At 60.2% G+C, this 23,374-nt stretch carries 28 protein-coding genes and 1 tRNA gene; 12 read left to right on the top strand and 17 right to left on the bottom strand.

What is annotated here, in order from left to right; genetic code table 11:
* Positions 1-6: 6 nt before the first annotated feature.
* From AEYBE204_RS28610 to AEYBE204_RS28590, 5 genes are all read right to left on the bottom strand, one after another.
* Positions 7-384, bottom strand: coding sequence for a hypothetical protein (locus AEYBE204_RS28610; RefSeq protein WP_023461903.1), 378 nt, complete (start codon positions 382-384; stop codon positions 7-9).
* Positions 381-770 (bottom strand): DUF4259 domain-containing protein, encoded by a 390-nt coding sequence (locus AEYBE204_RS28605; protein WP_023461902.1) that lies wholly within the window; start codon positions 768-770, stop codon positions 381-383. The genes AEYBE204_RS28610 and AEYBE204_RS28605 overlap by 4 nt, the downstream gene beginning before the upstream one ends.
* A 122-nt stretch (positions 771-892) precedes the next feature.
* Positions 893-1,882 carry an ATP-grasp domain-containing protein gene (locus AEYBE204_RS28600; RefSeq protein ID WP_023461901.1) on the bottom strand — a complete coding sequence of 330 codons (990 nt, stop codon included), beginning with the start codon at positions 1,880-1,882 and terminating at the stop codon, positions 893-895.
* A gap of 61 nt (positions 1,883-1,943) precedes the next feature.
* Entirely contained in the window at positions 1,944-2,435 is a 492-nt protein-coding gene (locus AEYBE204_RS28595; RefSeq protein ID WP_023461900.1) for a RidA family protein, read from the bottom strand.
* Positions 2,436-2,443: 8 nt separating this feature from the next.
* On the bottom strand, positions 2,444-4,006 hold the full coding sequence (locus tag AEYBE204_RS28590; protein WP_023461899.1) for an FAD-dependent oxidoreductase: 1,563 nt from the start codon (positions 4,004-4,006) through the stop codon (positions 2,444-2,446).
* Between the two features lie 184 nt (positions 4,007-4,190).
* Between AEYBE204_RS28590 and AEYBE204_RS28585 the strand changes: the two genes are divergently transcribed.
* A complete protein-coding gene (locus AEYBE204_RS28585; protein WP_023461898.1) occupies positions 4,191-4,676 on the top strand; it encodes a hypothetical protein in 486 nt (161 codons plus the stop codon).
* Here the strand turns inward: AEYBE204_RS28585 and AEYBE204_RS28580 are convergent.
* The 4 genes from AEYBE204_RS28580 to AEYBE204_RS28570 form a co-directional block, all read right to left on the bottom strand.
* Entirely contained in the window at positions 4,673-5,737 is a 1,065-nt protein-coding gene (locus AEYBE204_RS28580; protein ID WP_023461897.1) for a homocysteine S-methyltransferase family protein, read from the bottom strand. The genes AEYBE204_RS28585 and AEYBE204_RS28580 overlap by 4 nt on opposite strands.
* 123 nt (positions 5,738-5,860) lie before the next feature.
* Positions 5,861-6,586: a bifunctional 2-polyprenyl-6-hydroxyphenol methylase/3-demethylubiquinol 3-O-methyltransferase UbiG gene (locus tag AEYBE204_RS39465; RefSeq protein ID WP_023461896.1), complete on the bottom strand. Its 726-nt coding sequence runs from the start codon at positions 6,584-6,586 to the stop codon at positions 5,861-5,863.
* Positions 6,586-7,521 (bottom strand): methylenetetrahydrofolate reductase [NAD(P)H], encoded by a 936-nt coding sequence (metF, locus tag AEYBE204_RS28575; RefSeq protein ID WP_023461895.1) that lies wholly within the window; start codon positions 7,519-7,521, stop codon positions 6,586-6,588. The genes AEYBE204_RS39465 and metF overlap by 1 nt, the downstream gene beginning before the upstream one ends.
* A gap of 17 nt (positions 7,522-7,538) precedes the next feature.
* Complete coding sequence (locus AEYBE204_RS28570) at positions 7,539-8,495, bottom strand: metalloregulator ArsR/SmtB family transcription factor (RefSeq protein ID WP_023461894.1); 957 nt, start codon at positions 8,493-8,495, stop codon at positions 7,539-7,541.
* Positions 8,496-8,746: 251 nt separating this feature from the next.
* Here AEYBE204_RS28570 and AEYBE204_RS28565 point away from each other — a divergent pair, with 251 nt between their 5' ends.
* A complete protein-coding gene (locus AEYBE204_RS28565) occupies positions 8,747-9,112 on the top strand; it encodes a DUF983 domain-containing protein (RefSeq protein ID WP_023461893.1) in 366 nt (121 codons plus the stop codon).
* A gap of 113 nt (positions 9,113-9,225) precedes the next feature.
* Positions 9,226-9,408: a DUF1508 domain-containing protein gene (locus AEYBE204_RS28560; protein WP_023461892.1), complete on the top strand. Its 183-nt coding sequence runs from the start codon at positions 9,226-9,228 to the stop codon at positions 9,406-9,408.
* An 80-nt stretch (positions 9,409-9,488) separates the two neighbouring features.
* On the opposite strand, the gene AEYBE204_RS28555 is transcribed toward AEYBE204_RS28560, so the two are convergent.
* The 4 genes from AEYBE204_RS28555 to ppa all read right to left on the bottom strand — a co-directional run bounded on the left by AEYBE204_RS28555 (position 9,489) and on the right by ppa (position 11,524).
* Complete coding sequence (locus AEYBE204_RS28555; protein WP_023461891.1) at positions 9,489-9,746, bottom strand: hypothetical protein; 258 nt, start codon at positions 9,744-9,746, stop codon at positions 9,489-9,491.
* Between the two features lie 416 nt (positions 9,747-10,162).
* On the bottom strand, positions 10,163-10,474 hold the full coding sequence (locus AEYBE204_RS28550) for a hypothetical protein (protein ID WP_023461890.1): 312 nt from the start codon (positions 10,472-10,474) through the stop codon (positions 10,163-10,165).
* 19 nt (positions 10,475-10,493) lie between these two features.
* Positions 10,494-10,871, bottom strand: a complete 378-nt coding sequence (locus AEYBE204_RS28545; RefSeq protein ID WP_235068108.1) for a YidB family protein — start codon at positions 10,869-10,871, stop codon at positions 10,494-10,496.
* A 116-nt stretch (positions 10,872-10,987) separates the two neighbouring features.
* Positions 10,988-11,524 carry an inorganic diphosphatase gene (ppa, locus tag AEYBE204_RS28540; protein WP_023461888.1) on the bottom strand — a complete coding sequence of 179 codons (537 nt, stop codon included), beginning with the start codon at positions 11,522-11,524 and terminating at the stop codon, positions 10,988-10,990.
* 209 nt (positions 11,525-11,733) lie between these two features.
* On the opposite strand from ppa, the gene AEYBE204_RS28535 reads away from it, so the two are divergent.
* Positions 11,734-12,555, top strand: coding sequence for a DUF599 domain-containing protein (locus AEYBE204_RS28535; RefSeq protein ID WP_023461887.1), 822 nt, complete (start codon positions 11,734-11,736; stop codon positions 12,553-12,555).
* Between the two features lie 214 nt (positions 12,556-12,769).
* Here AEYBE204_RS28535 and AEYBE204_RS28530 read toward each other — a convergent pair whose 3' ends face one another.
* On the bottom strand, positions 12,770-13,633 hold the full coding sequence (locus tag AEYBE204_RS28530) for an N-formylglutamate amidohydrolase (RefSeq protein ID WP_023461886.1): 864 nt from the start codon (positions 13,631-13,633) through the stop codon (positions 12,770-12,772).
* Between the two features lie 166 nt (positions 13,634-13,799).
* On the opposite strand from AEYBE204_RS28530, the gene AEYBE204_RS28525 reads away from it, so the two are divergent.
* Positions 13,800-14,156 (top strand): response regulator, encoded by a 357-nt coding sequence (locus AEYBE204_RS28525; RefSeq protein WP_023461885.1) that lies wholly within the window; start codon positions 13,800-13,802, stop codon positions 14,154-14,156.
* A 106-nt stretch (positions 14,157-14,262) separates the two neighbouring features.
* Here AEYBE204_RS28525 and AEYBE204_RS0120120 read toward each other — a convergent pair whose 3' ends face one another.
* A complete protein-coding gene (locus tag AEYBE204_RS0120120; RefSeq protein WP_052019342.1) occupies positions 14,263-15,507 on the bottom strand; it encodes a hypothetical protein in 1,245 nt (414 codons plus the stop codon).
* A gap of 282 nt (positions 15,508-15,789) precedes the next feature.
* On the opposite strand from AEYBE204_RS0120120, the gene AEYBE204_RS28515 reads away from it, so the two are divergent.
* The 5 genes from AEYBE204_RS28515 (at position 15,790) to AEYBE204_RS28495 (ending at position 20,630) form a co-directional block, all read left to right on the top strand.
* Positions 15,790-15,864 (top strand) — tRNA-Val (locus tag AEYBE204_RS28515).
* A gap of 390 nt (positions 15,865-16,254) precedes the next feature.
* Entirely contained in the window at positions 16,255-17,082 is an 828-nt protein-coding gene (locus AEYBE204_RS28510) for an outer membrane protein (RefSeq protein ID WP_023461883.1), read from the top strand.
* Between the two features lie 162 nt (positions 17,083-17,244).
* Positions 17,245-18,189: a ferritin-like domain-containing protein gene (locus AEYBE204_RS28505; protein ID WP_031230295.1), complete on the top strand. Its 945-nt coding sequence runs from the start codon at positions 17,245-17,247 to the stop codon at positions 18,187-18,189.
* 26 nt (positions 18,190-18,215) lie between these two features.
* Complete coding sequence (locus AEYBE204_RS28500) at positions 18,216-19,205, top strand: ferritin-like domain-containing protein (protein WP_023461881.1); 990 nt, start codon at positions 18,216-18,218, stop codon at positions 19,203-19,205.
* Between the two features lie 69 nt (positions 19,206-19,274).
* Positions 19,275-20,630: an Nramp family divalent metal transporter gene (locus AEYBE204_RS28495; RefSeq protein WP_023461880.1), complete on the top strand. Its 1,356-nt coding sequence runs from the start codon at positions 19,275-19,277 to the stop codon at positions 20,628-20,630.
* Positions 20,631-20,749: 119 nt separating this feature from the next.
* Here the strand turns inward: AEYBE204_RS28495 and AEYBE204_RS39460 are convergent, their stop codons facing one another.
* Both AEYBE204_RS39460 and AEYBE204_RS28485 read right to left on the bottom strand, forming a co-directional pair.
* A complete protein-coding gene (locus AEYBE204_RS39460; RefSeq protein ID WP_023461878.1) occupies positions 20,750-21,298 on the bottom strand; it encodes a cupin domain-containing protein in 549 nt (182 codons plus the stop codon).
* Positions 21,295-21,888: an RNA polymerase sigma factor gene (locus AEYBE204_RS28485; RefSeq protein ID WP_023461877.1), complete on the bottom strand. Its 594-nt coding sequence runs from the start codon at positions 21,886-21,888 to the stop codon at positions 21,295-21,297. Before AEYBE204_RS28485 ends, AEYBE204_RS39460 begins: the two co-directional genes overlap by 4 nt.
* 162 nt (positions 21,889-22,050) lie before the next feature.
* Here AEYBE204_RS28485 and AEYBE204_RS28480 point away from each other — a divergent pair, with 162 nt between their 5' ends.
* Both AEYBE204_RS28480 and AEYBE204_RS28475 read left to right on the top strand, forming a co-directional pair.
* The gene (locus AEYBE204_RS28480; protein ID WP_369751816.1) at positions 22,051-22,656 is read left to right on the top strand and encodes a sigma-70 family RNA polymerase sigma factor; all 606 of its coding nucleotides are present in this window, start codon (positions 22,051-22,053) and stop codon (positions 22,654-22,656) included.
* Positions 22,649-23,311 (top strand): NrsF family protein, encoded by a 663-nt coding sequence (locus AEYBE204_RS28475; RefSeq protein ID WP_023461875.1) that lies wholly within the window; start codon positions 22,649-22,651, stop codon positions 23,309-23,311. The genes AEYBE204_RS28480 and AEYBE204_RS28475 overlap by 8 nt, the downstream gene beginning before the upstream one ends.
* Positions 23,312-23,374: the final 63 nt, after the last annotated feature.

Here is a 23,374-nt window from a genome sequence, read left to right as displayed (position 1 = left end):
GACGTTCTATTCGTCTTTTACAGCCACAATATCAAGTGCGGAAACGTGGGCGGCCAGACGCTTTAACGCCGGTTCGAGGAGGCCTGCTTCGTGAACGCGTACCAGCGGCGCCTCGATCCACCGGCCCTGCGACACCCAGCCGAGAATGTGCAGCAGCAGTTCGTTGGGCGTCGAGCCGTTGACAGCGGCGGAAAGCTGCTCCCACTGCGGTGGATAGGGTACGTTCGGTTCGGCGGCTTTGTAAGCCGTGTCGGTCAGTTCGTACTCGGTCAGGACCAGTGTCATTTCGTCATAAAACGGCTGATCGACGCGGAACTCGTCCGGCGTCACGTCTTTCAGTACGTCAGCGGCCATGAGGAGGCGTTCGGCCCAGTTATCGCTCATGCCAAGGCCTTGTCGATATAGCGCACGGTCGCGATCCATTCGTCATAGGCCGCACCCTGATAGAGTTCATCGATCTCGGAATCCGCGGCGCAGATGCGCGTCAGGGCCTTGCGCGCGAGCGCCGCCAGATCGTCGGGCACAGCCCCCAGATCGTCGATGATCATGTGATAGTCCTGCGCCGAAATCTCGCTTTTGCCCAGCGCCACGCTCAGAAACGCCGCTGCCGCATAGACCCGCGCCCCTTCGGTCAGGCCGAGATAGTCCGTCGTTTCCAACGCTTGCGTGAAGGCCTTGCGCACGGCCTCCCACGCGGGTGTCTCCTCCAGATCGATCATGAAGTCGGCGGCGTCATCGTTATCGAACGGGCCATTGCCCCAGGCGGTCATATGGAACTCCGTGAATCCCCTCTCCCCTACGGGGAGAGGGTGGCGCGAAGCGCCGGTGAGGGGGTGTAACAGACTGAGTAGAGCCCCCTCACCCCAGCCCTCTCCCCGTAGGGGAGAGGGGGTTAATGTTTCTCTCGCCCCACCGCGATGTCGATCTGTCCGTGCAGGAAATCCGCAAACGCGATCCCCTGCGCCGCCAGTTCCTTCGGATAGAGCGACGAGGCCGTCATGCCCGGCAGGGTGTTGGTCTCGATATAGACGGGACCATTTTGTGTCACGATAAAGTCCGTCCGCGTATAGCCCCGGCACGACAGCGCCTTGTGCGCGCGGATGGCCATGTCCTGAATGGCGGCGGTCTCGGCCTCGGTGAAGCGGCCCGGACAGATTTCCTCGGTCTTGTTCGACAGGTATTTCGACTCATAATCGAAGGCGCCGCGATCGGGGATGATCTCCACCGGCGGCAAGGCGATCAGCGAGCCGTCGGCCTGTTCCAGCACGCCGCAGGTCGCCTCGCGCCCCTCGATAAACGGCTCGATCAGATAGGCGGTCGTCTTCGCCGCTTCGCGCACGGCAGCGATATCGTTGGTCGAATTGACGAAGATCAGGCCGAAGCTCGACCCGTCCTGCGCCGGCTTGGCGACCAGCTTTCCGTATTGCGCGAAGGCGTCGTCGATGTCAGCCAGGGCCACGCCCGATGGCGAGACCACCCCCGCGAAACCGGCGAACAGCTTGGCCGAGGCCTTGTCGAAGGCCAGATGCGACGCCGCCGAGCCGGAGCCCGTGAAGGGGACGCCGCGCGATTCGCACATGACCTGAAACTGACCGTTTTCGGCGATGCCGCCGTGCAGGCCCAGCACCAGCACCCGGCCTTCGGCAGCGGCCTTGTCCAGCGCCTCGCCGATCAAGCCCAAAGAATGACCGTCGGCCCTGAACGTAATCTCGAACGGCCGCGAATGCCCCAGCAGGGCCAGAGGCGACGCCTCGTGCACACTGTTATCTTCGTCCCAGAACCACAGATCGGCCTCGGGCAGCGCCTTGTGCAGCGATTGCGCCGAGGCGACGGAGACAAGGCGTTCGCGGCTCAGGCCGCCAAAGAGGATCGTGATGCGCATAGTAAGGTCTCGAAGTTGTCCCTCACCTATAGGACAGCCGTCCGCGCATCGGCAATGAAAATTACTTCGCCGGGATCGCTGCCGTGACCTCGATTTCCACAAGGAAATAGGGCGAGGCAAGCGCCGCGACCTGCGCCGTGACGCGCGACGGCTTGTTCGGCTGCTCGGTCGTGCCGAAATATTTGGTGTAGGTCTTCATCATCCCGGCAAAGTCCATCTTGCCACCCAGCTTCGGGTCGCCGACCAGATAGACCTTCATATTGACGACGTCACCGAACCCGGCCCCTTCGGCTTTCAGCGCCGTCTCGATGCGCTTGAGCACCGATTCGGTCTGTGCCGCCGTGTCGCCATAGGCCTCGAAGCTCTCAGTCGGCGCGTCCGGATTGATGATCGCCGGGACCATGCCGCTGACATAGATGGTCTTGTAACCCGGCGGCACGGTGACCGACTGCGCGATGGGAAAGCTGCCCGTATAGGTGCGCTTGATGCCCTCTTCGGCAGTTGCAGCGGTGGCGGTCAGCGCGAGCGCAGCGATAATGGCGGTACGGATCATGACGTGTCCTATGCTTTCAAAGATTTCTGACGGTCTGCGATCATATTGACGACGCGATGAGCCGAACAGAAGGCCCCCTGCTGCCACGCCGTAACGTAGCTCATATAGTCGCCCGCGAAGTAGATCGGCCCGTCGGGCTGGCTGAGCAAATCGTAACCCGTCGGATCGTCGAAAGCAATCTGACTGGCCAGACCCTGACTGTAGGGCGCCCGGCCCCAGTGCATCGAGATCGGCGCGCGCAAAAGCCCCGACCGACCCGGATGCAGCCGCTCGATGGTGTCGCGCGCATAGGCGACCTGATCCGGGAAGGACCGCTTACCCATATCGCCGTTGAAATTATAGCCCGCCACCAGCACGCCTTCAGGCTGATGGAAGCCGTTCGACGGATACCAGGTGATGAAGGTTTCGCGGTCGGTGAAGCTCAGCCCGCCATAGATATGGGCCTCGGTTTCCCAGAAGCGCGGCCCCTGAAAGGCGATCTTGTAGCCGTCGCCGATGACGGCGTTGCGCGCGATCGCCGCCTTGACCGGCTTCGACAGGTCGCTGTCGATCCGGTTCATCACCGGCAGCGGCAGGGTCGAGATGCAGTAGTCGGCGACCGCCACCTGCGGGGTACCTGCGGCCTTGTCCAGATAATAGACCTCGACGCCCTTGCCCTTTTTGCGGAGGCGCTTCACCTCGCAGCCGAAGCGGATAACACCGGGCAGGTGCGCTTCGAACGCCGCCGGGATGCGGTCCATGCCGCCGACGGGCTGCTGCATGGTCGCCTGCATGTCGATCAGGTCGGCAAAGCCCGCCATACCTTGCACGAAGGGGTCGCCGACCACCGACATCGGCAGGGGCTTGCGGTGCTGACCGCGCACCTTGCCCGCCGCCGGTTCGATCTCGAAGCCCGCCCCTTCGCAGCCGTCATAGGTGAGCGTTTCGCCTAAGCCTCCCCACTGCCCCAGACCGGCGATAAGCTGATCGCGGTCGGTGGAGGAAAACTTGTCGTCGAGCGCGCCCTTCTTGGCGACCTTGGCCAGCAGTTCGGCCATGTGACCGCGAAAATCGAAGATGGCCTGACGCATCTCGAAGGCCTTGCCGCCGTTCAGGCGATCGGTCTGGATGCGCGCCGTGCCGGACCAGTTGACCTCGGTTTCCATGGCAATGCCGAATTCACGGCAGTAGCCGAGCGTCGCCTGATGATGACTGGGGATACGCGCCGGTCCAGCGTTGAAATAGTGCCCCTCATCGAAGGCGCAGGTCTGGGTCGTGCCGTCGCCGTAATCGATGACCGTGCCTTTGCGGACCGTAAAATTGCGCCCGCCCGCACGGGTCCGCGCTTCAAGGATCAGGCAGTCGTAACCGGCCTTGCGCAATTCATAGGCCGCCGACATCCCGGCCACCCCGGCCCCAAGGATGATGACCCGGACGCCCTTGCCCGAACCCGGTTGCAGGTCCGGCGTCCCGGCCCAGGCTTCGCTGCCCGACAGCCCCAGAGCGTGCATGGCCGCATAGGCACCCGCCGTTCCCGCCACCGCGCCGAAGCGCATCAGAATATCGCGTCGTGTCGTCACGTCCAGCCCCATTCGTTACACCTGAAACCGGACGCTAACGCAGTTGCGAAAGCTTGGCTATAGTTAAAAATAACAATGTTGGCTGGATTTTTGCGCCGATATGTGGTGCTTTCCGGAGCGAGATAAAACGGCATTCAGGGAGACGACGATGTTGGCGCGTGTACGAACTTATGCAGTGGCCGCCGGAGCGGCTGCGATGACCTTGGTAGGGCTGGCGGCCTATGCACAGCAAAGCGGTGCGCAGTGGGGGGCGCGTAATCCGGTAACCAAGTGCGCCGACATCACCTCGAAAACCCTGCCACCGGTTGCGGCGCTTCAGGGGTTGGTCCGCTGCGAGCGTGAAACGATCAATGCCAGCGACGAACTCTGGCTGGTCGAAGACCTTGTCATCAAGGCCAGCAAGCCGCGTCCGCATATGGGTCGCGGCGAATATATGACCATGCCGGATTCCGACGTCAAAAAACCCGTTCATTCCTTGCAGGGGTCATTCACCTGGGTCGTCTGCCGCGATCCGAAGGCCGTCAAAATCGGTGGCGGCAATCCGGCGCTCAACTGCTCACGTTCGCGCGTCGAGAAGGCGCAAGGTGCGTGCTGGATGACGGTATTCGGCACGTGGCGCTGTAACATGACCGGACCGTCGGGCCCGGCGCAGACTAATCTCCCGCCTCCGCCGAAAGGTTAGGTCAGCTCGAACGGCTCAAGCCCGGCCAGACGCAGGGCCTTGGGCCGCTCGGGCGGGACGCGCGGCGCGAAGCCGCGCACCTCGTCGGCGACGTGTTTGATGTGGTCCGGTGTCGTGCCGCAACACCCGCCGAGGATATTGACCAGCCCGTCCTTGGCCCATTCGTGCAGTTCGTGCGCCATTTCGTGCGGCTGCTCGTCGTACTGCCCCATGGCGTTCGGCAGGCCTGCATTGGGATAGGCGGCGACCAGCGTATCGGCGACGCGGGCCAGTTCGGCGATGTGTGGGCGCATCAGGTCGGCCCCCAGAGCGCAGTTGAAGCCGATGGCGAACGGCTTGGCGTGCTTGACTGAGTTCCAGAAGGCTTCGGCGGTCTGGCCTGACAATGTGCGACCCGAACGGTCGGTGATCGTGCCCGAAATCCAGATCGGCAGCGTGTCCATCCCCTCATCTTCGAGGTCCATGATGGCTTTCAGCGCCGCCTTGCAATTCAGCGTGTCGGTGATGGTTTCGATCAGATAGAGATCGACCCCGCCTTCGTTCAGCGCCTTGACCTGCTGTTTATAGGCTTCATAGACCTGATCGAAGGTCACCAGACGCGCGCCGGGATCGTTGACGTCCGACGACATGCTAAGCATCTTGTTCAACGGCCCGATCGAGCCCGCCACGAAGCGCGGCTTTTCAGGCTCCTTCGCGGTCCAGGCATCGGCGGCGGCGCGCGCCAGTTTTGCGCCTTCGTAGTTGATGTCCCAGCAGGCCTGCGCGTCGAGATGATAGTCGTCCATGGCGATGGTCGTCGCCGAAAAGGTATTGGTCTCGGAAATATCCGCACCCGCGGCATAGTACTGATTATGCAGGTCGGTGATGATGTCCGGCCGCGTCAGGCACAGGATATCGTTATTGCCCTTCATCTGGCCCCTGTGGCCCTTGAAACGCTCGCCGAGGAAGTCGTGTTCCTCAAGGCCGCGGCGCTGGATCATCACGCCCCACGACCCGTCGAGGATCAGGATGCGTTCCTTCGCGGCGGCTTTGAGCTGGTCGATACGGTCTTGACGGGTCATTGCGTTTCTCTTTCATCCTTCCCCGTTTACGGGGAAGGTGGCATTTGCGAAGCAAATGACGGAAGGGGGAATGCCCCCTGCACCGCTTCGCGGTCCCCCTCCCCCGCTAACAGGGGAGGATATTCAGGTTCGCTTCGTCAGAAGCAGATTCAGTTCGGAGTTCACCTCCGGCGGCAGCCAGCCGAACGGGCTGGACTGGCGTTTGCGTACCACGAACCGGCTATCGACCGCCCGCAGCAGATCGCGGTAATCGAAACCCAGATGGTGCGGGTAATAGCCCCCGCCATTGCCGAGGTCCATGCGAAAGCGCTCGAACCGGATATCCCCGCGCGCCGCCTGAGCGATGCGGTCGGGATCGGTATCAAAATCGTTACGCCTCAACCCGCGGAACCAGCCCTTGAGCCGCGCCACCGGCCCCGTTTCGACCGGTACCCCGACGATCAGAACGCCATCGTGTTTCAGGATGCGCGCGATATGATGCAGAGCCGTCTCAATCTCTTCCGCTGGCAGATGCTCGAACACCTCTAGGCAAAATATCGCATCGGCGAACCCGTCCGGCACATCATCAGCCGTTTCAACCAGCGTCGTCGCACTCAGGTCTTCGATATTGTGACGACAGGCATGCGACAACAATGACCAAGGCTCGAAACATATCGTGACTGCCTCGGGCCGACGGTGTTTCAAATGCCGGACCAGTTCGCCGTCACCAGCCCCGTAATCGACGAATTGCCGTCCGTGGCGATGACCCAGCAGGTCGAGCGCGTCCTTCAGACGGCGCGCCTGAAGATAGCGTTTCACCGGGTTCGGATCGTTGCGCGTCAGGGCGGCGTAGTCGAACGACTCGGTCATCAGATGGCGGTCCGTGATTTTCCTGTCGTTTCCTTTAACCCCAGCACGCGACAGATGGAATAGACCAGTTCGGCGCGATTGAGCGTGTAGAAGTGGAAATTGGCCACCCCTTCACGTTCCAGCCCCAGAACCTGCTCGACCGCCACCGCCGACGCCAGCAGCTTGCGGGTTTCGGCATCGTCGTCGAGGCCCGCGAACAGCTCCGCCAGCCAGTCAGGGACAGCCGCTTCACAGGCGGCAGCCATGCGACGCAGGCCCTTGAAATTGGTCACCGGCATGATCCCCGGCATCAGGTCGATCCTGATATCGGCAGCGGCGACCGCATCCCTGAACCGCAGGAAAGTTTCCGGCTCGAAGAAGAACTGGCTGATGCCCCGCGTGGCGCCCGCATCGACCTTCTGACGCAGGACGTCGAGGTCGAAATCGAGCGACGGCGACTGCGGATGCTTTTCCGGATAGACCCCGACGCTGACCTCGAAATCGCCGATACGCTTGATGGCGGCGGTCAGCTCCGTGGCGTTCTGATAGCCGTCGGCGCGCGGCACATATTGCCCGTCGTGCAGACCTGTCGGCGGATCACCGCGCAGGGCCACGATGTGGCGCACCCCGGCGTCCCAATAGGCCTGGATCACCTCGTCCACCTCCTCGCGCGAGGCTTCGACGCAGGTCAGGTGTGCGGCGGGCCGCAAACCGGTTTCATCGAGGATACGCTTGACCGTGCGGTGGGTGCGTTCGCGTGTCGAGCCGCCCGCGCCGTAGGTCACCGACACGAAGGACGGATTGAGCGGCTCCAGCCGGCGGATGGCGCTCCACAGGGTCTGCTCCATCTCCTCCGACTTGGGCGGGAAGAACTCGAACGAGACGTTGAGGTGCGCGGCGCCCGCGCGAACCGAGCGGGCGATGGCGGATTGCACGAAGGCGGGTGGCGGGGACATAAGGCGTTTCTCAGGTATCAGTTATCTTTATGCATCAACCAGATGCGGACGGTCAGGCCAGGTTCGGCGTGCGGCGGCAGGGACAGGCTCTGCATGAGTTTCAGCCCCGCAGCGCTATGCCAGTGGCCCATATCGTCGTCGCCGATACCGAGCCGTCGGTGCTGGTATTCGTCGCGCATGACCTCAAGCCGGTGCGGCGCGAAATCGACGATCAGCAATCGCCCACCGGGGCGCAACAGCCGCGCCGCCTCTTTCAGCGCCTGACCGGGATCCGACAGGAAGTGCAGCACCTGATGGATGATGACCAGATCGGCGCTTTGCCCGTTCAGCCTTGTCGAGGTGATGTCGCCGTGGCGGAACTCGATACCCGTCAAACCGCTATCGCGGGTCCGGGCACGCGCGATATTGAGCATCTGCTGCGACAGGTCGAGCCCGATGGCGTACTGCGCTTTCGGGGCTAAAAGACTGAGCATCCGACCGGAGCCGGTCCCCAGATCGACGACGGTTTCGACCGGCGTATCCCCTAGTACCCGCAACAGCGCCGCTTCGACCTCGTGGTCGTCGACATAGTGCGAGCGAATCTGATCCCAGACCGGGGCGATATTTTCGAAATAGCCCTGCGCCGTTTCCAGCCGCTGCGCCCGCACCGCTTCCAGCTCCCGCAGATCGCCCGCGTCCTCGTCGCCGATCGCCGCCAGAATAGCGTCGACCAGCGGCGTCAGGGCGGCGTTTTCGCTGAGGCGGTAAAAGACCCAGGCCCCGTCCGGGAACCGGTCGATCAGGCCCGCCTCGCTCATCAGCTTCAGGTGACGCGAAATGCGCGGCTGGCTTTGGTTGAGGATGCGCACCAATTCCATGACAGACAGCTCTTCATGCGCTAAAAGACGCAGGAGCCGCAGGCGCGTGGGTTCTCCCACCGCCTTCAGCGCCTCCAGCAGCGCTGCCTGCCCCAGAATGGTTTCGCTCGTTTTCATATAATGATATAAAGATATCTTTATGTGATTTTGCAAGCCTTAAATGCGTTTTATCACCTTAAAACAGCCTGCGACACGATCACGCATGGCGAAAAGCGTTTGAAACGACTAAATACTGTACAGAATTGGAGCGATATGCCGAAAAGTGTAAGCGGTTTTCGGCTACAATATCGCGACCCGGCAAAAATAGAGTGGAATGACTTTATCTAAAGTCATTCCACTCTCAGGTATTTCACCTGTGGAACGTCATTATGCTGCCTGAAAAATCCACGCTCTGGACCGCCGTCAAGCGCGGCCTGCACCGCAAATGTCCTGCCTGCGGTGAGGGCCAGGCCTTTCGCGGCTACCTGAAAGTCGTCGATACCTGCGACCATTGCCAGACGCCGCTGGGCCTCTATCCCTGCGACGACGGCCCGGCCTATATCACCATGCTGCTGGTCGGCCACATCGTCGTCGGCCCGCTGTTCGCCTTCGAATTTTTCTGGAAATACCCGCTGGAAATCCTGATCCCGGTGACGCTTGTCGCGCTGGGGGCGCTGACGCTGGCCGTCCTGCCCTATGTGAAAGGCGGGTTTCTGGGGTTGGTCTGGCATCATGGACTCAAGCAACGGCGATAAGTCTTCAGGTCAAAAACTTTCACGATCAAGCTTGACAGTTGACCGTCACGGCGCGAACCCTTGGCCCGGCGGCGCGAAAAGCCCGCCCTACCCAGAGAGAACGGAGGCCCCACATGGCGCACAAGTTTGAAATCAAGAAGAACAAGGCCGGCGAGTTCGTCGCCTACTTCAAGTACAATTCCGAAACCATCTTCTGGACCGAGGGCTATGCCTCGAAGGCCTCGGCGAAAAACGCCATCGAGTCGATCAAGAAGAACGGCCCGCCCGCCGAAACCGAAGACAATTCGGATCAGTAATATCCCTGCGTTCTCATAAAGAAAAAGCGGCCGGAACCGGGTTCCGTGCCGCTTTTTTTGTGGTCACCGGTTCGGGCGCGTCAAACCATGTTGAGGGTTTCGCGCACGATGGCGATCGTGCCTTCGGACTCTTCGGTGCAATCGAGCGACAGGCGGTCGATCTCTTCCTGTGCAAAGCTTTTGAACAGAAGCGCCGCCTGAGGCGACAGGGCCATCAGGGTGCGCGCCGACGCCCGCGCCAGAGCGAGCGATGCGTCGAGATCGACAAGATTGGCGGTATCGCGCGCGACAGCCAGGGCATAGAGGCGCGATGCCGCATTCGGGGAGGAATCGGGCATATCTTCAGCTTTTGGATAGGGGAAATTCGTTACACGCAGTAGCCACTGCACAAACACAGACGCGGCCACCGTACACATTCAGAACGCTCTATATAGCGTCAAAGCCTTGAAAATCCAGACCGGGCAAAGGCTACCGCAAAGCAGTCGTGACTACCCAACACTTTGGATTTATTTGGAAAACAGGGACCGCCTTGCAATTTTATGCGCAGACGGCCGCGCAATAGGGACCATTTCCGATAAGGAGGGCCTCAATCGGGAAAATATACGCGTCTTTGCATATTTATAGCGCATAAAAAGCGCAAAAATCCGCCTCTCAACCTGAGGGCAGATCCATAAGCGTGAACCACACGCGATGTTTCAGATTTCGCACGCGGTTCACGCCCGGTCAAGCCATATTGTGAGATTGGCTGCGACCTTTAATCGTCATCTTCATTTGCCGCCTCAATCGAGGCCCACTCACTGAATGACGCGTAAATGTCGGTAAAGGGCCACCTTGGGTCGCTTTCGACAGCCCACGTCAGATGAACCCTCGCCACTTGGAGGTCATCCAGTTGAAAAAGAAAATCGTCCCGTCGCTGACTTCGCCCAAGCGATTGTACGCTTTTTTGAAAAAGCGGATGCCCTTCGGGCACTTCGCGTGCAAGCTCCAGCGTCAGGTGATTTTTCTCTGCCTCATCCTCTATCCCCGACCAGCCGGACGGCCAGGTTAGATTTTCCATGAGCTTCATCTAACGCTCACAGACCAGTTCAGCTTTTGAACAGGCCGCCCAGCATACCGCTGACCGCATCGCCCACACCGTCCGGCAGCTTGCCGCCCGGAGTCAGCTGATCGATAAAGCCCGGCAGCATGTCGGCGATCTGAGACGGATCGACACCGATGGCCGCCGCGATGCCCTTGACCTGCTCCGACCCCAGCACGCCCTGAAGCTGATCGAGCGAGATCGGCAGGTTCTGACCGTTGCCGACCCATGACTGCACGACGTCGCCAAGGCCGCCCTGCGACAACTGCCCGACAAGGCCCTCAAGGCCGCCGTCACCGAAGCTTGAGGTCAGCTTGCCGATATCCAGCCCGCCGACACCCTCACCGCCCAGGCCACCCAGAATTCCGTTCAACAGGCTCATCATGCCCTCCATCAAATCCACGCCACGAGATTAGCAGATTTGGCTGAGATACAAGCCTAAAAACAAAAAACCTGCCTCGTCCGAGGCAGGTTTAATATTACAGTCACGAAAGTTCGGATTTAGCCGATCTTCTTGGCCAGACGTTCCTGACCTTCGCGGATCAGTTGCGCCGCCTTGTCCGGGTCGCCCCAGCCGATGACCGTCGTCGTCTTGTTCTTTTCCAGATCCTTGTAGTGCTGGAAGAAATGCTGAATCTGCTCGATCAGGATGGTCGGCATCTGGCGATAGCTCGACACGTCCGTGTAGAAGGGGTGCAGCTTGTCGACCGGCACGGCGAGTATCTTTTCATCCATACCCGCTTCGTCTTCCATCAGAAGCACGCCGATCGGACGCGAACGGATGACGACGCCCGGATAGACCGGCACAGGACCGACGACGAGCACGTCGCAGGGGTCGCCGTCGTCGGCCAGGGTGTGCGGGATGAAGCCGTAGTTACCCGGATAGTACATCGAGGTGTACAGGAAGCGGTCGACGAACAGCGCGCCGGAATCTTTGTCCAGTTCGTACTTGACCGGCATGCCGCCGGCCGGAATTTCGATGACGGCGTGGAAATCCCACGGAGCGTTCGGGCCGATGGAAATCTTGTCGAGATTCATGAGATATCTTTTTAAAGGCTTTTTCGTTGAAACTTGGGGGCTGTCATAAGCGTTCAGCGCTTTTCGCACAAGCGAAGACTGTCCCCTTTTCTTCGCACTTTGCTACAATTCGTTTCAAACCGGGCATTTAGGTCCGATATTAAGGCTTGTCAGGCGTCGCGGTGCGATTAAAACTCCCGTGAAAATACAGAAATAAGGGGCGCCGATTCATGGAAACGATCATCAGACTGTTCGGCAGCTGGCAGGATTTTGCCGCGCTTCTGGTCTTTCTCTGCTGCTGGATGGGCTATGAACCCGTCGTCAAAAGAGTGTCCCAAAAATCCGGCGTCATCTTCAAGGATCTGACCATCGTGCGCCGCGCCTGGATGAAGGAAATGGTCATCCGGTCGTTCAAGCTCTACGACTCCAACCTGATCGGCCACGGCGTCAATTCGATGAGCTTCTTCGCCTCGGCCAACCTGATCCTGATCGCGGCGGTGGCCGGGGCGATCTTTACCGAAGACCTGTCCTACACCAGCGTCCATGCTCTGGGGATCGACACCTCGTCCTCGGCCCTGTTCCTGATGAAGTTCGGCCTCGTCATCGTCTGTCTGGCGCGCGGCCTGCTGAACTTCATCTGGGCCTTGCGTCAGACCAACTATGCCGTCGCGGCTATGGGGGCCATTCCAGAAAACGTCGATGAAAAGACCGGTCAGGAGTTCAGTGCCGCCGTCTCCGATATCTTCGAGCCCGCCATGTCCAACTTCTCGCAGGGGGTGCGCGGATATTACTTCTCGCTCGCCGCCGGGGCGTGGCTGTTCGGCCCCCTGCCTCTGGCTATCGCCAGCGTCGGCGCGACCATTCTTCTGGCATGGCGGCAATCGCGCTCGCAGGCGGCACGCGGTCTTCGTCGGATGCGCGAATTACTTGAAGACCACCCCTACCCCACGCGGACACGCCCGATCTATGACGGCATCGTGGAACCGGAACCCGATACCGCGCCGCAAACGGCGGCTACGGATAATCAAAACGCAAGGTCTCAAAACGTTTGATAAAATAAACAAAGGATTCTCACGAAAATAATGGTTCCATACGGAACGATTGTAACGATACGTGATCATACAATTCCGTTTTCGCACTTGCTAAATTTCGCACCGCAAACTAAATTGAAGTTGTTCGATGTTCGCATCGATTGCCCTTCCTGGGCGTTTCCTCCCTGTAGACTTTAGCCGCGCTCGTGTAGCGCGGCTTTTTTTTAGCCGAAATTCAGAGACGCGCTTTCAACACCGCGATCAGGGCCATCAGCGCGGCCTTCACCGTCGCCGCTTTCGGCAGCAGGGTCAGGGCAGCCTCGTCCATATAGAGGCCGCGATTGATCTCGATCTGCAAAGCCTCGACGCCCTTGTGCCGGTCGGCATAGTGTTCCAGCACATACCCTCCCGCGAAAGGATGGTTGAGCGCTACGCGAAACCCCTGCCCTTCCAGATGCCGCTTCACGAAGGCGGTCAGTTCCGGCGCACAGGCTTCGCCGTGCAGGTCGCCCAGCACGATGTCAGCCAAAGCTCCAGGCGTATTGCGCAGCGTCCCCGACGGCATCGAGTGCCAGTCGATGAGGGTCACGTGCCCATGCGCCGCCCTGGCCTCGCTCAGGGCCGTCTGCAAGGCCCGGTGATAGGGGGCGTGTACGCGCGTCAGACGCGTCAGGGCCTCGGCATAGGTCAGGGGCTGGTTGTGGATCTCGACCTGACCCGTCAGGCAGCGCGGTATCACGCCGTAGCCCGACTTGACGCGCAGGGTATGGCTGAGGCTGCCCTTCGGCAAAGGCCCCTTGATCAGCTTGGGGTCCAGTTCCAGTGGGTGCCGGTTCACGTCGACATAGGCGCGCCCGTAATTTCCGCGCACCGCCCAGATATCGTCCTGCGTCTCGAAGCCGATCAGCTGATCGACGAAGGCGTCCTCGGTCGAACGCAGGCGCGCGACCTCGAACGGCGACGCGGCGACGAAATCGTCGGGCAGATAGGTACCGGAATGCGGGACGCCGAACACCAGCGCGCGGCTTTCCCTTACCGGTCGGCGCAGGTCGGCGGCGGGGGGCGCATCGCTAAAGCTGTGGAGACTGTCGGACGGCATTAAAGGTTTGATAGGACATATCTGCGCTTTCTTCACCCCTAATTTACACTCCGTCCATAATGATCTAGTCTGAAACGACGGGGCTGGCGGTTCCGCAGCGCTTTTTTGAAAGCGCTCCGACAATCGCAAACATTTTCACGACGACCGTGCAGATAACCGAGGGCTTATGACCAAGATTCTTCTGGCCGAAGACGAAGATTCCGTGCGCAGCTTCCTGACGCGGGCCCTGCAACGCGCAGGCTACGACGTCATCAGCTGTCCCGACGGCGACACCGCCATCGAAGCTCTGGATCAGGGGCCCTTCGACCTCTTGCTGACCGACATCGTCATGCCCGGCGCCGACGGCATCGAGGTTGCCAAGATCGCCTCGCAACGCCAGCCGGGCCTGAAGATCATGTTCATCACCGGCTTTGCCGCCGTGGCGCTCAACGCGCAAAAGGCCTCGCCGGAAGCCAAGGTGCTGGAAAAGCCCGTGCATCTGCGCGAAATCGTCACCGAAGTCGAACGCCTGATCGCGGCTTGAGTCGCCGCGTACCTGTCACGCGCAGATGTTTTTTAAGTGGCGCTACCGCTGCGCTGCTTGAGCGCGGGCGCGAAATCGTCACCAAAGTCGAACGCCCGATCGCGGCTTAAGCCTTACGCTGGAATCGTATAGGCACTTTCAGCGGCACCGTTCTGAGCCGGTCGATATATGCACGCACCGCTGTCCGGGCAACGCCATTCGCTTGCCACAGACGCCAGCCGATAATCAGCGTCAGGACCGAAAACGCGAACATGGCGACGTGGGTCCGCTGATACGGATTGACGTGGAACAGATAGGCCAGGGCCCCTGCGGCAAGCGGCAGAACCAACCCCCACGACAGGTTGAATCGCAGAATACGCCCCCTGAGCCCACCGATCGACTGCCCCAGAAGCGCCGCATAGGGTACCAGCAGCACCATGTCGTAATCCATCAGGCGCGGATTGCATAAGACCGCTACCCCCATCCCCAATATAAGGCGATGGTCTTCGCTGCGGTTCCCGGTACGAGCTATGACCACGCCCGCCATGATCATTGCCGCGATGAAGATCAAACCGATCCCCAGAGCCGCCGGACTTCCGGTGTCTATGCCCAGCCATGACAAGCGGGCAAACAGACCAAGACCCGGCTGCGCTTCGATTGCGACGCCGTTCAGGGCCTGCCGCCATGCTGCGCGCGACTCTCCGGCCCCGTGGATCGTCAGCAGGACCGTTGAGACGCCCGCCACACAGGCGAAGACAAAACGGCGCATACAGGCCCCCAGAGGGCGGTTCTCCATCAGCAGAACGACGAAATAGCCCATGAAGGTCGGCTTGATATAGGTGCAAATCAGAACCACCAGTACGAACGGCCAGCGCTGCCGGAACAGAAGGAGACTGGCCAGAACACTCCCATGCATGACAATGCCGATATTGGCGCAAACGAAGGTCATGGGCGACAGGGCGGCAAAGGCCAGCCAGCGATAATGACGCGGCAGATCCGGATTGGCTCTGAACAGAGCGAACCAGATCAGAAAGAGCGTTGTGGGCAACAGCAACGCACACAGGTAAAGGTTACGCGCTTCCAATGCGCCCAAGGCGTCCACCAGCGGGGCCAGCGCGTGGGCGATCTGGGGCGCATAGACGAAAGGCGCCGGCGCCAGCCCTGGACAGGCCACACCCTCGGCATAGGGCGAATACCCCGCCGCCACGGCCTGAGCCGCGCAGATCACCGCATCGGCATCCATGAATACCCACCGGCGTCGTGTGAATTTTTCCAGAACGCTGGCCACCACAGGCAGCGCACACAAGGCGACAAACACGCTGTATTTCCAGCCGGACGCGACATGCGTCCTCAGAAATCTTAAAGCTTCCATTTTTTTCCTACCCTGAGCGTCATTCACAGACGCAATGGGGCGGAAATAAGAAACCCGCGTTTCACAGTTGAAAAACGGCGTTACTTTAAGGGACGCCGAGTCAAAACGCGGCTTTGAATTCCAGGGTTCGTCCTTACACAGCCATAAATTGCGCGCGCCGTCGTACATCCACTCTTTTCCACATTTTTGATGGTAAAGGCTCTTGCCACCGCCACATTGGGCAGTTATACACCCGCTCCTCGCAGACACGCATCGCCCTCGCGGCAAGCGTGGCACAGAAGTGGACTCGTAGCTCAGCGGGAGAGCACTACGTTGACATCGTAGGGGTCACAGGTTCAATCCCTGTCGGGTCCACCATTTCCTTTTTCTATTCAGATAGTTAAGTTCGCGCGGCGCCCGAAAGCGGACATCACCGATGCCAGGCGCGGAACTCCCTACTATCAGGTTAGATTTTGGGGCAACGTCGCGACTATATAAAGCAAAAAACGCAGGTCGCGACCGCTTTGAGCTGTCGCATGTTGGCTATCACGCAACCTGAGGCCTGTTAAATGGCCATTCGATTTTTTCGGGCGCTTCGAAAGATCATTTTATTTAACTCGATCTACAGAAATGCGCCCAATGCGGACGAACGCCTTCATGTTCGATCCCGGATAAAACGCTAAATAAAAAATCTGACACCACATCTTTTTTCGATGCTGTGCCGTAGTGCCTCTGACTTCATTTATTTCAGCCATTCAGGGGCGCTATATGATACGTTTTGCGATAACCGGCCTTCTCGCTGCATCCGCCGTGCTGGGCGCGTCAGGCGCCACCGCTCAGACCTGGTCAGGGCCCTATATGGGCGTGGCCATCGGCGACACAAAAGTCAAGGAAAGCGACGAGACCGTCGTTTTCGACACCAATCTCGATGGCAATTATGGCGACACCGTCAATACGACGGCTAATGTCAACGCCTTCTCGCCGGGCTTTTGCGACGGCAAATATGTCGGCACGGCACCGGCGGCGGGATGCACCGAGGACGGCAGCGAGGAAAACCTCAGCGTCCGTCTGGGCTATGACTGGCAGATGGGCTCCTTCGTCTTCGGCCTCGTGGGCGAAGTCAGCGCCATCGACGCCTCAGACAGCGTTTCGGCCTTCTCGACGACGCCCGCCGGCTACAGCTTTACGCGCGAGATCAGATCGCTGAACTCTGTCCGCGCCCGCGCCGGTTACGATCTCGGCACATGGCTGCCCTATGTCACCGCCGGTTATGCTCAGGCCGATCTGCATCGGACGTTCAGCACGACCAACGGGCTCAACAGCTTCACCGCCACCAATGGCGACGATGGCAAGGGCTATCAGGTCGGACTGGGTATCGAAAAGCGTTTCGGCGACCACTGGAGCGTCGGGCTGGAATATCTGCATACCTCGCTGGACGACGACGGCATCACCGTCCGCGCCGGTCCGGGCAATGCCTTGCCGACCAATCCCTTCATCATTGTCAATAAGTCGGGCACCGACATGCGTCGCACCGAAGACACCTTCAAGCTCGACTCGGTCATGCTGACCGTCAATTTCCGCTTCGGCGCGATGTAGTCCGGCCTGCGCTCGGCCGCCAAAACCGGCCGAGCGCATCAAATACACAACAATTTATCGTAAGTATTTAATAAGTATAAAAATAAATCAAATCAGAAATCTAAAAGCACATTCCAGTCGTATTTAAATATGCGTGATTAATTTAATTATGGAAGTGCCAATATGACCGACCCAAGTGAAGTAATGGGCGCACTTGACGCCAGAGTGGAACGCCGAAACGAAAGACGAGACTTCTTCAAGGCCATGACCGGGGCAGCGGCGTTTGCTGCGGGTGCGGCGGCCATCCCCCAAATGGCAGCGGCTCAGTCGACCATAACCGATGTCGATGTGCTGAACTTCGCCCTCAATCTCGAATATCTTGAGGCGCAGTTTTACTCCTATGCCGCCACTGGCGCGGGCCTGCCGAACAGCATGCTGACCGGCACAGGGACGCAGGGCGCCGTCATCGGCGGTCGCAAAGTCAATTTCACCGATCCCGTCGTTGCCGCCTACGCCAAGGAAATCGCCGCAGACGAAATCGCCCACGTGCAGTTCCTGCGCACGGCGCTGGGCGCCGGTGCGGTCGCCAGCCCGGCCATCGATGTCGGTGCCAGCGCCACGGGCGCCTTTTCGGCTGCCGCCCGTGCCGCCGGTCTGGTCGGTCCGGGTGTCGCCTTCGACCCCTATGCCAATGACGAGAATTTCCTTCTGGGAGCCTTCATTTTCGAAGACGTCGGCGTCACCGCCTATAAGGGCGCATCGCCGATCGTCCAGAGCAAGGCCTATCTCGAAGCCGCTGCGGGCCTTCTGGCCGCCGAAGCCTACCACGCCGGACTGGTCCGCACGGTCCTGTATGGCAAGGGGATCGACACCCCGGCGCTGATCGCGTCCGCCGACAAGATCTCCAATGCCCGGGACTCACTCGACGGCGCGTCGGACATCGATCAGGGCCTGACCGGCACCGGCGGCGCCTCGAACGTCGTGCCGCTGGACGCCAACGGCATCGCCTACAGCCGTTCGCCGGGACAGGTGCTCAACATCGTCTATCTCAACAATCTGGCTATCGGTCGCGGTGGCTTTTTCCCGAACGGGGTCAACGGCAGCATCAATATGAGCGCCGCCAATTAACCCCATTCTTGCCCCTGGAGGCCCCAATGACCGATAGACAAACCTTTATGGCCGCCCTCGACGCCCGCGTGGCGCGTCGGGAAAGCCGTCGCGACCTGTTCAAACTGGGCGGCACCGCTGCCGTGGCGGCCGCCGGTGCGTCCCTGCTCGCCTCGTGCGGCGGCGATGACAGTTCGCCGACCGTAATCAGCAAGCCCGATCCCGCGCCTACCCCGGCCCTGACCGACGTCGACGTGCTGAACTTCGCGCTCAATCTCGAATATCTGGAAGCGCAGTTCTATTCCTACGCCGCGTTCGGGGTGGGGCTGGACAACAGCATCCTTGGCGGCACCGGTACGCAAGGCGCCGTGACGGGCGGCCGCAAGGTGAACTTCACCGACAAGGTCGTCGAACAATATGCCCGCGAAATCGCCCAGGACGAGGTCGCCCACGTCCGCTTCCTGCGCACCGCGCTGGGTAGCTCCGCCGTCGCCCAACCCGCCATCGACGTCGGGGCCGGTGTCGACGGTGCCTTCTCCGCTGCCGCCCGCGCCTCGGGTCTGGTGGGGGCAGGCGTCGCCTTCGATCCTTACGCCACGGATGAGAACTTTCTCCTCGGCGCCTATATCTTCGAGGACGTCGGCGTCACCGCCTACAAAGGCGCAGCCCCGCTGATCACCAACAAGACCTATCTCGAAGCCGCCGCCGGTATCCTGGCCGCCGAAGCCTATCACGCCGCCATCGTGCGGACGGTGCTGTACCGCAAGGGCATCGCCGCTCCGTCGCTGGCCACGGGCACCGTCCGTATTTCTGACGCCCGCGACAGCCTCGATGGTTCGTCGGATCTTGATCAGGGCATTCTGGGCGCGGATTCGACGATCTCCAACATCGTGCCCACCGACGCCAGCGGCCTGACCTACAGCCGCTCGACCGGTCAGGTGCTCAACATCGTCTATCTGAACAAGCTGGCCGTCGCCAAGGGCGGCTTCTTCCCCAATGGTGTGAATGGAAACATTATAACCAGTACGGCAAACTAACCTTCAGAAAGCAGCGAGGTCTTCGGGCCTCGCTGTTCCTGCGCTTTTTCGCTCTTCGAGACGCACACCATGAGCCCACCCCCGCCCTCTGAGGCCGCCGACGCCAGCGCATTCGAATCCGAATACCGCCCGGCGCATTTTGCGCCGAGCCTGCCGGAATCGCACCGTACCGTAAAAGTGCCCGCCGCGCCGGGCTTCTGGCGCAAGCTGTTCGCTTTTGCTGGTCCGGGTTTCATGGTCGCCGTGGGTTATATGGACCCCGGCAACTGGGCCACCGACATCGCCGGGGGATCGCAATTCGGCTACACCCTCCTCAGCGTCATCCTGCTGTCGAACCTGATGGCCATGGTCCTGCAATCGCTCGCCGCCAGGCTCGGCATCGTCACCGGCATGGACCTCGCTCAAGCCTGCCGCGCCCATTATGGCCCAAAGACTCGCATCGGCCTGTGGTTGGCCTGCGAAGTCGCCATCATCGCCTGCGATCTGGCCGAGGTCATCGGCACCGCCATCGCCTTGCAGCTTCTGTTCGGCATCCCGCTGGTCTTCGGGGTGTGCCTGACGGCGCTCGATGTTTTCCTCATTCTGGCGCTTCAGAAACACGGCTTCCGCAAGCTGGAGGCCTTCATCGTCGCCCTGCTGATCATTATCGCCACCTGTTTCATCTTCGAACTGGCCCTCGCCCAGCCCAGCATCGCCGAAGTCGCCGCCGGTTTCATCCCCACGACTCAGATCGTCACTAATCCGGCCATGCTGTTCATCGCCATCGGCATCATCGGTGCAACGGTTATGCCGCATAATCTCTATCTGCACTCCTCAATCGTCCAGACCCGCCAGTACGAGCGCACGGAGAAGGGCAAGCGCGAGGCGGTGAAATTCGCCACGATCGACAGCACGGTCGCCCTGTCGCTGGCCCTGTTCATCAATGGTGCAATCCTGATCCTCGCCGCTGCCGTGTTCCATAAATCCGGCCACACCGGCATTGTCGAGATCGGTCAGGCGCATCAGTTCCTGTCGCCGCTGCTGGGCGCCGGGGCTGCCAGCGTCGTCTTCGCCATCGCGCTTCTGGCGTCCGGGCAGAACTCGACCGTGACGGCGACACTGGCCGGTCAGATCGTCATGGAAGGCTTTATCAATCTGCGCATCTCACCGTGGTTGCGCCGTATCGTCACGCGGCTTCTGGCGATCATTCCCGCCGTCGCCGTCGCCATCCTCTACGGCAGCGAAGGCACGACGAAGCTGCTGATCCTCAGTCAGGTCATCCTCAGCCTGCAACTGCCCTTTGCGGTCGTGCCGCTGGTGCGCTTCACCAGCAACCACAAGATGATGGGTAAATTCGTCAATCCGACATGGCTCAAGGTCATTGCCTGGACCATCGCCGCCCTGATTATCGCCCTCAATATAAAAATGCTGACCGACTTAATCTGAACAGCCAAGGAAACGACCATGACACGGAAACGCAAGATCTACTGGGCCCGCAAGCTCTATATGCCGCTGATTTTCATGATCTGCCTGTCCTACGCCGTAATCAGCGAGGCCTCGATCTTCTAAGGCTGGATGTGGGCATCGCCGCGCAGATAGACCAGAGCCCCGCGCGCGCTGCGTAACAAACCATGCCGCGCGCCCGGCGGCGCAATGTGCATATCCCCGGCGCGAACGACGACGCCGTCGATCTCAAGCTCGCCCTCAAGCACCAGACATTCTTCGGTAATACCGTGCCCGTGACTGCCGACCTCGGCCCCGGCGCTGACGCGATAGAGGCAGCCGCTGGCAATGCCCGAACGATCCGTGAAAATGATCTTACGCTCGACGCCGGGCAGGAAGGGTTCCCAGGCAAGGGAATCGGCCCGGATCGTATGGGCCTGCGGCGGTTTGGCCAGATCGTCGATCGCATCCTCGATTCGCGCCCACATATCCGGAGGTGGTACCACGGCGTCGCTGGTCTGATCGATCGTCAGAAACACTGCCTCGATGGCCGCAAGATGCTGGGAAAAGGCGCCGTCGACGTCGCGACGAGCCTTAACCGTCTTGATTTCCTCAGCCGTCGCCACTCCAAGAGCATAGCGCATCGCCAGAAAATCGTCGTTATGGGTCATCGTTCTTTCAGACAGTCTCTTAGTTGCGCCAGTCCACGACGGACCCATGTCTTGGCCGTACCCAAGGGTATCTGCATGACCTGCGCGAGTTCCTCGTGGGTTAAGCCATAGATATAGCATAAATGCAAAGCGCGTCTAATATCCGGTGAAAGGGTTTGCAACCCGGCTTTCAAGGCTATATGGGTTTCCGCCGTCAGCCATGTCTTGTCCGACGACACGGTAGTCCCATTCATATCCCATTCCGCCTGCGGCAATTCCCGCCGCGATATGCGCAGCTTGTCGATGGCCTTGCGCCGCGTAATCGAAAACAGCCACGCATAGGCGTTGCCGCGGGTGACATCGAACTGCCCCGCCTTTTGCCAGATCGTGACGAAGATATCCTGAAGCAGATCTTCGGCCACATCCGGCTTGCGCACCATCCGCAGAAGCATCCCATAGAGGCGCGGGCCGATCAGCTCATACAGGGACCGCAATGCGGGTCGGTCCCCGACAGACACTCGCTCGATCAGAAAATTGAGGCTTAAGGTATTTTCTTCCTGTGCTGGCTGGGTCGGTTCCGTCCGGGCAGCTTCGAGCGTTGCAACAAGCATTCCTGCCCTCCAGATTATCTACGCAGTTGAGACGCCCGGCCATAAGAAAACAATGTGATACCAAACGTACGTTTAATCCCGAGGCATGGATTAGTCGGCTATGAGAAGCTCTGTTCGCCACGCCTGGCAGGGATCGTTTGCATAACCTCGATTTACCGGTCTATGAATATGGAAAGCGCAACGGTGCGCCAACTGAATTCCGGTGTAACCTTTTCCGTCATGGCAACGTATAGTGCAGAGGAATGGCGATCCCTGATGCGTGACGCGCAAGGCGGGGACGCGCGGGCTTATCGGGCGCTGCTCCTGTCTTTACGTCCCTGGTTGTTGTCTTATTTCAAGCGCCGACTGAGAGGGGGCGATGTCGAAGATCTGGTACAAATGACTTTGTTGAGTTTACATGAAAAGCGTCATACCTACGATCCGCAGGCCGCCTTCATGCCGTGGATCGCGGCGGTCGCCCGCCACAAGCTGATCGACTATGTCCGCAAGGCCGAACGGCGCGTACATATCGAACTGACCGAGGATCTGGGTCTGGCCGATGGCCTGTCGACAGAACTGGCCCATCGCGATGTCAGCGTGCTGCTCGCTCAGTTGCCAGCCGAACAGGCGCGGTTCATATCGCTGCAAAGGATCGAGGGGCTAACGACCGACGAAATCGCGACCAGAACCGGGAAAAACCCGTCCGCCGTGAAAGTCTCCATCCATCGCGGCCTGAAGAAATTGCAGGCATTGGTCGGCATCAAAAACAGCGGAGTGGCCGATGAGTGATTCGCACGACGACCTTATCGATTCGCTTGCCGCCCGGTTGACGCCGACGCGACCGTTGGTGGACTCGCGCCTGTGGCTGGGGACAACGTTCGGTCTGGTGCTGGCGATCCTCTATGTGTCCACTATCTTCGGCATCCGGCCCGAACTCAAAGGACTATGGGTCGGTCAATGGCCGGATGCCTTTACACCCATAGGCAAGCCGCTGTTGTTTCTGATGCTGGGCCTGACCTCGGTGTGGACCGTCACCCGGCTGTCGCGCCCCGATGGCGAAATGAAAATCGTGTATTGGCTTCCGGTCTTCGCTGCTCTCGGCCTCACCGTGTTCAACATGACGATGGAACTGGCGCGCGACGGCTGGCAGGTATCAACCCAGCAACTGAATGGCGGCGTGGTCGCCTGTTTTTCGACCATACTATGCGGCGGTCTGGCAGGTTTAGCGGTGCTGTGGCGCTTCTGGCTACGCCGGGCTGCGACCAGCTACCCCACAACTCTGGCCGCGATGAGCGGCCTGATGTGCGCCTCCCTGATGGCATCGGCCTATGCCCTGCACTGTAATATGGATGCCCCGGTCTACATCGTGCTGATCTATGGCGCGGCAGTGGCTTTATTTACCGGCTTCAGCACCGTCGCCGGTCGCCGTCTCCTGAGTTGGTAACGGCACCCCCCAAAAATCTTTCTCCATCGATGTAACCCGCAGCGCACCTGCGGCGTAATCCTC

Source organism: Asticcacaulis sp. YBE204, assembly GCF_000495855.1.
In the GTDB taxonomy this organism is placed as follows: domain Bacteria; phylum Pseudomonadota; class Alphaproteobacteria; order Caulobacterales; family Caulobacteraceae; genus Asticcacaulis.
This window is presented reverse-complemented; position numbering and strand designations above follow the sequence as displayed.

Coding starts and splice junctions, on each gene's coding strand:
- AEYBE204_RS28585 (WP_023461898.1), top strand. CDS start 4,191: ATGACCTTGGTAGGGCTGGCGGCCTATGCACAGCAAAGCGGTGCGCAG.
- ppa (WP_023461888.1), bottom strand. CDS start 11,524: ATGAATCTCGACAAGATTTCCATCGGCCCGAACGCTCCGTGGGATTTC.
- AEYBE204_RS28510 (WP_023461883.1), top strand. CDS start 16,255: ATGATACGTTTTGCGATAACCGGCCTTCTCGCTGCATCCGCCGTGCTG.
- AEYBE204_RS28555 (WP_023461891.1), bottom strand. CDS start 9,746: ATGCCCGATTCCTCCCCGAATGCGGCATCGCGCCTCTATGCCCTGGCT.
- AEYBE204_RS28480 (WP_369751816.1), top strand. CDS start 22,051: ATGAATATGGAAAGCGCAACGGTGCGCCAACTGAATTCCGGTGTAACC.
- AEYBE204_RS28550 (WP_023461890.1), bottom strand. CDS start 10,474: ATGAAGCTCATGGAAAATCTAACCTGGCCGTCCGGCTGGTCGGGGATA.
- AEYBE204_RS28525 (WP_023461885.1), top strand. CDS start 13,800: ATGACCAAGATTCTTCTGGCCGAAGACGAAGATTCCGTGCGCAGCTTC.
- AEYBE204_RS28570 (WP_023461894.1), bottom strand. CDS start 8,495: ATGAAAACGAGCGAAACCATTCTGGGGCAGGCAGCGCTGCTGGAGGCG.
- AEYBE204_RS39465 (WP_023461896.1), bottom strand. CDS start 6,586: ATGACCGAGTCGTTCGACTACGCCGCCCTGACGCGCAACGATCCGAAC.
- AEYBE204_RS28495 (WP_023461880.1), top strand. CDS start 19,275: ATGAGCCCACCCCCGCCCTCTGAGGCCGCCGACGCCAGCGCATTCGAA.
- AEYBE204_RS28545 (WP_235068108.1), bottom strand. CDS start 10,871: ATGATGAGCCTGTTGAACGGAATTCTGGGTGGCCTGGGCGGTGAGGGT.
- AEYBE204_RS28530 (WP_023461886.1), bottom strand. CDS start 13,633: ATGCCGTCCGACAGTCTCCACAGCTTTAGCGATGCGCCCCCCGCCGCC.
- AEYBE204_RS28500 (WP_023461881.1), top strand. CDS start 18,216: ATGACCGATAGACAAACCTTTATGGCCGCCCTCGACGCCCGCGTGGCG.
- AEYBE204_RS28580 (WP_023461897.1), bottom strand. CDS start 5,737: ATGACCCGTCAAGACCGTATCGACCAGCTCAAAGCCGCCGCGAAGGAA.
- AEYBE204_RS0120120 (WP_052019342.1), bottom strand. CDS start 15,507: ATGGAAGCTTTAAGATTTCTGAGGACGCATGTCGCGTCCGGCTGGAAA.
- AEYBE204_RS28535 (WP_023461887.1), top strand. CDS start 11,734: ATGGAAACGATCATCAGACTGTTCGGCAGCTGGCAGGATTTTGCCGCG.
- AEYBE204_RS39460 (WP_023461878.1), bottom strand. CDS start 21,298: ATGACCCATAACGACGATTTTCTGGCGATGCGCTATGCTCTTGGAGTG.
- AEYBE204_RS28560 (WP_023461892.1), top strand. CDS start 9,226: ATGGCGCACAAGTTTGAAATCAAGAAGAACAAGGCCGGCGAGTTCGTC.
- AEYBE204_RS28595 (WP_023461900.1), bottom strand. CDS start 2,435: ATGATCCGTACCGCCATTATCGCTGCGCTCGCGCTGACCGCCACCGCT.
- AEYBE204_RS28475 (WP_023461875.1), top strand. CDS start 22,649: ATGAGTGATTCGCACGACGACCTTATCGATTCGCTTGCCGCCCGGTTG.
- AEYBE204_RS28610 (WP_023461903.1), bottom strand. CDS start 384: ATGAGCGATAACTGGGCCGAACGCCTCCTCATGGCCGCTGACGTACTG.
- AEYBE204_RS28600 (WP_023461901.1), bottom strand. CDS start 1,882: ATGCGCATCACGATCCTCTTTGGCGGCCTGAGCCGCGAACGCCTTGTC.
- metF (WP_023461895.1), bottom strand. CDS start 7,521: ATGTCCCCGCCACCCGCCTTCGTGCAATCCGCCATCGCCCGCTCGGTT.
- AEYBE204_RS28590 (WP_023461899.1), bottom strand. CDS start 4,006: ATGGGGCTGGACGTGACGACACGACGCGATATTCTGATGCGCTTCGGC.
- AEYBE204_RS28565 (WP_023461893.1), top strand. CDS start 8,747: ATGCTGCCTGAAAAATCCACGCTCTGGACCGCCGTCAAGCGCGGCCTG.
- AEYBE204_RS28605 (WP_023461902.1), bottom strand. CDS start 770: ATGACCGCCTGGGGCAATGGCCCGTTCGATAACGATGACGCCGCCGAC.
- AEYBE204_RS28485 (WP_023461877.1), bottom strand. CDS start 21,888: ATGCTTGTTGCAACGCTCGAAGCTGCCCGGACGGAACCGACCCAGCCA.
- AEYBE204_RS28505 (WP_031230295.1), top strand. CDS start 17,245: ATGACCGACCCAAGTGAAGTAATGGGCGCACTTGACGCCAGAGTGGAA.